Origin of the sequence: Anaeromyxobacter sp. SG64 (assembly GCF_022690745.1) — a bacterium.
In the GTDB taxonomy this organism is placed as follows: Bacteria; Myxococcota; Myxococcia; order Myxococcales; family Anaeromyxobacteraceae; genus Anaeromyxobacter; species Anaeromyxobacter soli.
Genome location: NZ_JALCZB010000160.1, coordinates 1 through 5,600 on the forward strand (window position 1 = coordinate 1; position 5,600 = coordinate 5,600).

Consider the following 5,600-nt stretch of genomic DNA (forward strand, 5'->3'; position numbering starts at 1 on the left):
CGAGCGGCACCGAGACGACGAGCGCGCCCGGCGGGAGCGGGGCGGCGCGGGCGAGCCAGGCGCCGAGCGGGCGCGCGAGGGCGGGACGGCCGCCGTACTTGAGGGCGTGGATCGCGTCGGCGAGCGGGCCGCCGAAGAGGCCGCCCGCGCGGACCGCGTCGAACGCGGGCGGGTCGGCGCGGCAGGCGCCGCAGAGCGGATCCGGCCCGGGCAGGCCGCAGCGCCGGCAGCCCTCCGGGACGGGATCGACGGCCTCGCCGCACACGGGGCAGAACGGCTCCGCGACCACCGCGCCCCCGCAGGCGGCGCAGCGCGGCGGGTAGACGAGCTCGAGGAGCGCCGCGGCGACGCCGCGGAGCGCGGCGGCGACCCGGACGCTAACGTCGCTCGACCCCTCCTCGCTCATCGCACGAGGAGCCCGAGCCCCTTCATCTCCTTCGGCTGCGGGAGCCCCATCACCTGGAGCGCGGTCGGAGCGACGTCGGCGAGCACGCCCTTCGCGCGGAGCTTCGCGCCGCGCAGGTCGGGATCGGCGAGGATGAACGGCACCGGGTTCAAGGTGTGGGCGGTGTGCGGCTGGCCGGTCTGCGGGTCCGTCATCAGCTCGCAGTTGCCGTGGTCCGCCGTCACGATCATCGCCATCCGCTGCGCCTTCGCCGCCTGCCACAGCCGGCCGACGCACTCGTCCACGACCTTCACGGCCTTCACCGCGGCGTCGAGGATCCCGGTGTGCCCGACCATGTCCGGGTTCGCGTAGTTCACGAGCGCGAAGCCGTACTTGCCCGTGCCGAGCGCCGCGACGAGCTTGTCCGTCACCTCGCGCGCGCTCATCTCCGGCTTCTCGTCGTAGGTCTTCACCTCGCGCGGGCTCGGCACGAGGATCCGGTCCTCGCCCGGGTAGACCGTCTCCCGCCCGCCGTTGAAGAAGAACGTGACGTGGGCGTACTTCTCGGTCTCCGCGCAGCGGAGCTGCGCGAGGCCGGCGTGCGAGACGATCTCGGGGAAGATCTCGGTGAGGTCCTGCGGCGCGTAGGCGACCGGGTACGGGAACGTCTTGTCGTACTCGGTCATGCACACGTAGGCGGAGAGCCGCGGCGGAGCGCCGCGGTCGAAGTCGTGGAAGCCCTCGCCGGCGAGCGCGCGGGTGATCTCGCGCGCGCGGTCCGCGCGGAAGTTGAAGAACAGCACCGCGTCGCCGTCGCGCACCGGACCGACGGGCTTGCCGTCTCCGTTCACGACGACGGTGGGCTTCACGAACTCGTCGGTCTCCCCGCGGCCGTACGCGGCCTCCATCGCCGCGACGCCGCTCGGCGCCCGCTGGCCCTCGCCCTTCACCAGCGCGCGGTAGGCGAGCTCCACGCGATCCCAGCGCTTGTCGCGGTCCATCGCGTAGTAGCGCCCGGAGACCACCGCGACCTTGCCGTAGCCGGTGTCGCGCAGCCGCTTCTCGAGCTGAGCCATGTACTCGAGGCCGCTCTTCGGCGGGGTGTCGCGCCCGTCCATGAACGCGTGGACGAACGTGCGCGGCACCCCCTCGCGCCGCGCGAGCTCGACGAGCGCGTACAGGTGCTCGACGTGGCTGTGCACCCCGCCGTCGGAGAGGAGGCCCATGAGGTGGAGCGCCGCGCCGTTCTCCTTGGCGCGGCGGCACGCCAGGAGGAGCGCGTCGTTCTTGAAGAAGGATCCGTCCTCCACCGCGCGGTTGATGCGCACGAGGTCCTGGTAGACGATCCGGCCCGCCCCGAGGTTCGTGTGGCCCACCTCGGAGTTGCCCATCTGGCCCTCCGGAAGGCCGACCGAGAGCCCGCTCGTCTCGATGGCGGTGTGCGGGTACTCGTGGACGAGGGCGTCCATGTTCGGGGTGCCCGCCACGGCGATGGCGTTCGCCTCGCGCTCGACGCGGAGGCCCCAGCCATCGAGGACCACGAGCAGGACGGGCTTCGGCTTCGTCACGGGTTCCTCCGGTCGGACGGCGTGTCGCGTGATGTTAGGGACGCGCCCGGCCATCCACAAGGAAGAAGTCCGCGGCCAGGCGCCCGGCTTTGGACCTCACTTGTGGTACGGCTCGACCCGCAGGATCGTCATGGCGCGGTAGAGCTGCTCCACGAGCACGAGCCGCGCCAGCCGGTGCGCGAGCGTCAGGCGCGAGAGCGCGAGCGTCTCCTCGGCCCGATCCAGCACCGCGCGCGAGAGGCCGTCCGAGCCGCCGATGACGAGCGCGACGTCGCGCCCCCCCTCCGTCCAGCGCCGCACGCGCTCCGCGAGCTGCACGCTCGTCCACTCCGCGCCGCGCTCGTCGAGCGCGACGACCCGCTCGCGCGGGCCGAGCTTGGCGAGGAGCGACCCGGCCTCCTCCTCCTTCGCCTGCGCGGTCCCCGCGTGCTTGCGGGCCTCGGGGACCTCCACGAGCTCGAACCGCGCGTAGCGCCCGAGGCGCTTCGCGTACTCCTCGATCGCCGGCGCGTAGAGCCCGGAGCGATCCCTGCCGACGGCGACGACGCGGAGGCGCATTCGCGGGGCGCCTCAGGGGAGCGGCGCGGCGGCGCCGGAGCCGAGCGCGCGCGCGAGGGTCGCGTCGAGCGCGGCGAGGAGGTCGCGGTTCCCGTCCTGTCGATACGCGGCGAGGCCGCGCTCGAGGTCGGGGAGGCGCGCGAGGAACCCCGCGAGCACGGCGTCGTCGATCGTCTCGGCGGCGACGCCGTAGCCGAGCCGCTCGAGGTAGCGGGCGTTCAGGATCTGCTCGAACTGGCGCTTCACGGGGACGGCGAGCATGGGCTTCCCGAGATACACCGCCTCGCTCATGAGCGTGAAGGATCCGCCCGACACGACCGCGCGCGCGGTGCGCAGGTCCTCGACGAAGACGGGCTCGCTGAAGGGACGCCACAGGAGGTTCCCCTCCCTCGCGTCGGCGACGAGGTCGCGGCGGAGCCCGTAGATGCGGCACTCGCGCCCGGAGCGCCGCAGGACCTCGGGCAGCGCCTCGTTGGAGGTGGAGGTCTGGTAGACGAGGAGGTGCTCGCCGCGCTCCGGCCGCGCGGCGAGGATCTCCGGGCGGAGCACCGGCGGGTGGAGCGTCGTGCGGCGCTTCACCCGCTCCGGCCGGAAGAACGTCGCGACGAGGTAGTGGAAGCAGCCCGGCAGCTTCGCCTTCACCACGGCCTTCGCGACGAGGAACTCCGCCTCGTGCCCGGCGATCACCTCCGGCGGATGATGGGCGCGGTTCACGATCTGGTTGTTGTCCACGGAGATGCACGGGAGCCCGTGCGTCCGCGCGAACAGGTGGCTCCAGCTCTCGAAGTCGGAGACGACCACGTCCGGCCGGAAGGCCCGGGCGAGGTCGAAGTAGGCCTTCACGTTGCGCGGCCAGCCGCCGAGGGCCGCCCCCTTGAGGTTCGCGAGGACGGTCCGGAAGCTCCGGACCTCGTTGTCCTCGTACACGATCGAGAGCCCCCAGATCTTGTTCACTCCCAGCCGATCCCGCTCGAGCGACTTGAGGTACCCGTGCGCCCTGCCGGAGACGACCACCTGGACGTCGTGGGCGCGCGACAGGTGGTCGATGACCACGCGCGAGCGGATCGCGTGCCCCATCCCCTCGCCCGCGACCCCGTAGAGGATGCGCGCCATGCCGTGACTGTAGCGCGCTCCGGCGGACCTGGCCCCAGGCCCGGCCGGGACCCACCCGCGCGGCGCGCGCTTCCGGCAGGGGCGCGCGGCGGGTACCCTGCGCGTCCATGAACGCTCCCGAGCCACCGGACGGCGGCACGCGCCCCGCCGGGCTCGGCGCGACCCTGCGCGCGCTCGTCGCGCTCGCCTGGCCCATCGTGATCTCCCGCGCCACGCAGGCGGTGGTCGGGATCGCCGACGCGGTGATGGTCGCGCACCTCGGCGAGGCGGCGCTCGCGGCGACGACGACCGGCGCGACCAACGCGCTCTGCGTCTTCATCCTGCCGATCGGGACGGTCTTCATCGTCCAGAGCTTCTCCGCGCAGCTCTTCGGGCGCGGGGACTCCGCCGGCGCGCGCCGGTTCGGCTGGTACGGCCTCGCCGTCGCGGCCGGCGCGCAGGCGCTCGGGATCGCCGGCGCGGCCGCGGCGCCGCACCTCCTCGCCCGCCTCGCCTACGCCGCGGACGTGCGCGCGCTCATGAGCGGCTACCTCCAGCTCCGGCTCCTCTCCGCGGGCGCCGCGGTCGGCATGGAGGCCCTCGCGGGCTACTACGGCGGGCTCGGCGACACGCGCCGGCCCATGGTCGCGAACGTCGCCGCGATGGTGCTGAACGTCCTCGGCAACTGGCTCCTCATCGACGGGCACCTGGGGCTCCCCGCCCTCGGCGTCGCGGGGGCGGCCCTCGCGAGCACGTTCTCGACGACGGTCGCGTTCCTCGGGCTCGCCGCGACGTTCGTGCGCGAGGGGCGCCGCGCGGGGACGGGCCGGCTGCGCGGGAGCGAGCTCTGGCGCGTGCTCCGCTTCGGCGTGCCGTCGGGCATCACCTGGTTCCTCGAGCTCCTCGCCTTCGTGTTCTTCGTGAACGTCGTCTTCGCCGGCCTCGGGACGACCTCGCTGGCGGCGCTGATGTCGATCCTCCAGGTGAACACCATCGCGTTCATGCCCTCGCTCGCGCTCGCCAGCGCGGGAGCGATCCTCGTCGGCCAGGCCATCGGCGCCGCGCACAGGGACCGCGTCCCGCGCGTCCTCGCGGTCACGTTCGCGGTGTGCGCGGCCTGGCAGCTCTTCGTGGGCCTCCTCTACCTCGTCGCGCCGGACGCGATCCTCGCGCCCTTCTCCCCCGGCGCCGCTCCGGAGGGCGCCTTCCACGCGATCGGGCGGCGCGTGCTCGTGCTGGCGGCGGCGTGGCAGCTGTTCGACGCCGCCGCCATGGTGCTCGGCGAGGGGCTCCGCGCGGCGGGCGACACCGCCATCGTCATGTGGCTGCGCATCGCCATCGGCTGGGCGGTGTTCGTGCCGGGGAGCTGGATCTCGGTGCGCTGGTTCGGCGCGGGGGACGCGGTCGCGGTGGGGTGGCTCGTGCTCTACCTCGCGCTCCTCGCGCTCGTGCTCTGGCTCCGCTTCCGCGCCGGCGCCTGGCGGCGGATCGAGCTCGTGCCCGAGGGCACCTGACGGGGGCGGCGACGTCGCCCCGAGCGGCGTCGCCCTGCTCGCCGGTCTCCTTCGGCCCGGCCTCAGCGCGCGCAGCGCGGGGGCGCGTCCGCGTCCGCCTCGGTCGCGTCGCGCGGGATGGTGAGCCCGAGGGCGCCCGCGTCGAGGAGGCCACCGCGCTCGAGGTCGCTCACCCGCACCGCCGCGAGCGAGCCGTCCGCGCCGAACAGGTGCTCGACGCGGAGGTGGTGCCCCGCCACGCGGCCGTCGCGGACGTACTTCACCGTCCGTCCCTGCGCGTCGCGCTCCACCTTGCGCCAGGACTCCCCCTCGCACCCGGGGAACGTGCGGATCTCGCCGGAGAGCGCCCCGGCGGCGCGGAGCGAGGCGTAGCGCGCGAGCGCCGCCTCGGCGCGGGTCGCCGCCGGCGCTGCTTCCGCGGCCTTCCCGGTCGGCCGTTCCCGGGCGGGGGTCGGCTCGGGCGGCGCGGGCGGCGCGGCCGCT

5 protein-coding genes and 1 pseudogene are annotated in these 5,600 nt (G+C 74.4%); 1 reads left to right on the top strand and 5 read right to left on the bottom strand.

The genetic code is table 11. The features are described 5' to 3' along the window. From MNZ29_RS23370 to MNZ29_RS23385, 4 genes are all read right to left on the bottom strand, one after another. Positions 1–406 (bottom strand): ComF family protein (locus MNZ29_RS23370; RefSeq protein ID WP_242356985.1); only part of this gene is annotated, 406 nt, incomplete at its 3' end. Beyond that, entirely contained in the window at positions 403–1,953 is a 1,551-nt protein-coding gene (gene gpmI / locus MNZ29_RS23375) for a 2,3-bisphosphoglycerate-independent phosphoglycerate mutase (protein WP_242356987.1), read from the bottom strand. The genes gpmI and MNZ29_RS23370, both read right to left, overlap by 4 nt. 96 nt (positions 1,954–2,049) lie before the next feature. Beyond that, complete coding sequence (gene rlmH, locus MNZ29_RS23380; RefSeq protein ID WP_242356989.1) at positions 2,050–2,511, bottom strand: 23S rRNA (pseudouridine(1915)-N(3))-methyltransferase RlmH; 462 nt, start codon at positions 2,509–2,511, stop codon at positions 2,050–2,052. Positions 2,512–2,523: 12 nt separating this feature from the next. Continuing rightward, a complete protein-coding gene (locus MNZ29_RS23385) occupies positions 2,524–3,624 on the bottom strand; it encodes an MJ1255/VC2487 family glycosyltransferase (protein ID WP_242341411.1) in 1,101 nt (366 codons plus the stop codon). 107 nt (positions 3,625–3,731) lie between these two features. Here MNZ29_RS23385 and MNZ29_RS23390 point away from each other — a divergent pair, with 107 nt between their 5' ends. Beyond that, positions 3,732–5,117: an MATE family efflux transporter gene (locus MNZ29_RS23390; RefSeq protein ID WP_242341412.1), complete on the top strand. Its 1,386-nt coding sequence runs from the start codon at positions 3,732–3,734 to the stop codon at positions 5,115–5,117. Positions 5,118–5,179: 62 nt separating this feature from the next. On the opposite strand, the pseudogene MNZ29_RS23395 reads toward MNZ29_RS23390, so the two are convergent. Then, positions 5,180–5,600, bottom strand: a pseudogene (locus tag MNZ29_RS23395) (Fe-S oxidoreductase); the annotation flags it as partial.